The organism is Vreelandella olivaria, from assembly GCF_023507745.1.
Taxonomy (GTDB): domain Bacteria; phylum Pseudomonadota; class Gammaproteobacteria; order Pseudomonadales; family Halomonadaceae; genus Vreelandella; species Vreelandella olivaria_A.
The window spans coordinates 1-1,476 of sequence record NZ_JALPZO010000177.1 but is presented as its reverse complement, the minus strand read 5'-3'; the positions used below and the strand labels follow the sequence as shown (position 1 = coordinate 1,476).

General features: G+C 53.1%; 3 protein-coding genes. All 3 read left to right on the top strand.

The window, feature by feature from the left end:
* The coding region (locus HP566_RS20860) for a hypothetical protein (protein WP_249979223.1) at window positions 1–494 on the top strand (494 nt) is incomplete at its 5' end.
* On the top strand, window positions 491–754 hold the full coding sequence (locus HP566_RS20855; RefSeq protein ID WP_249979222.1) for a PAAR domain-containing protein: 264 nt from the start codon (window positions 491–493) through the stop codon (window positions 752–754). The genes HP566_RS20860 and HP566_RS20855, both read left to right, overlap by 4 nt.
* Window positions 755–829: 75 nt before the next feature.
* Window positions 830–1,476 (top strand): hypothetical protein (locus tag HP566_RS20850; protein WP_249979221.1); only part of this gene is annotated, 647 nt, incomplete at its 3' end.

The following is a 1,476-nucleotide window of genomic DNA, read 5'->3' as shown; positions in this document are numbered from 1 at the left end:
GGCTGGATATTAGCTTTACGGTGACCGACCCGATTCCGCCCTTCCATTGGGAACGCGACGCGGTAGAGCTGGAAGATACTCCTCGTCTGCGCCGGGAACTGCGTGAGGCGTACCGCCATATCCATGGCTTGATATCCCGCAACGACACAGAGGCCATTTTTCGTGAAGTGGAGCCAGTGTGGGCGCGCACGGCGTATATGCTCACGGAGCATGATTCCGCACGTGCCTTTATTGAAGATACACGAAGTGGGCTAGCAGGCTATAAACGGATTGGCCCAGAAGGTGAGGTACTGCAGCCGCTATCCTGGAACGACGATTCTCAGGATGATCAGGTGGAGTTTCTTGCCGAGGGGAGGTTGGTGCGTATTCAACCCACTCCGATTCTCTGGGAGCACCCACCGAGCGGCAGCGAACGCTATGCCAGCTTCCCGGTGGTGTTCTACCAGTCTCGCGACGGCCAGTGGCGAGTGGCAGACGTGGCGACCGGTATATGAAGCCCATCTCACGCAGGGGTGACCTGCATCGTTGCCCTATTCCCGGCCATGGCACCACTGAAATTATCTCTGGTTCGCCCTCTCAGGTAGAGGGCCAGCCCGTGGCCCGGGTGGGCGATAAAACGGGGTGTGGCGCTACTATCATCGAAGGTTCGAGTAGCTCCACCACCGATGGCAGGCCCACGGCCTATCTCGGCTGCAAGACCGACCATGGCGGCGAGATTATTAGCGCTTCCAGTAGTGCCAAAGTGCAGCCATGAGCGCAGTTATGAGAGTCGCATAATCAGTACGGATGGGAATAATGAGGCAATGGAGGTTGAGTGCAGGGGTTGTTAATGGCGCTGATGATGATGAGTGCGCCATCAATGGTACAGGAAACAGAATATCAGTTCGGAGTACGCTGGTCTGTGAATGGCATGCCTAGTTCATTATGTATTCATAACATTATGTTGAATTTTACAGGTACGTCGAGTCATTTAGACACGCGTCTACCAATCTCTAAGCACATTAAGAATGGCAAAAATACAATTAATTTAAATGTGTGGCCTCTTGAGTATGAGCCTGACAGTGAGCTTCGAGTCTCTCTGTTGTACAGGGCACCTGGTGAAAACCCCAATACCGGCGCCAACGTGGCCTTTGAGGTGGTCATGATGCCCAGAGAAGATGACGTCGAGCCAAGAGTGGTGTTTTTAGACCCCGGTGCTTCTTTACAGCCTCTGCAAAACAATATTCAGTTTAGCCATTTTGAGGATTACGATACGCTGGAGGTCAACTTCATGAACCGCCAAATCATGCCCACCTGGTGCTGGGAGGAAGGCGATGTATTAAGCGATAGTAACGCTACCCGGGCTAGTGTAGCCCGTGAGTATCGTCGGCTGTATGCTCTGTTTGAAGCAAAAAATAACGATGCGTTGATGAATGCCTCATCCACCATGATTGCAGAGCTGGCTCTGGCGTCTGGCGAATCCGAAGCCTATGTGCG

Excerpts from the sequence above, each read along its gene's own strand:
- HP566_RS20855 (WP_249979222.1), top strand. The coding sequence starts at position 491 with ATGAAGCCCATCTCACGCAGGGGTGACCTGCATCGTTGCCCTATTCCC.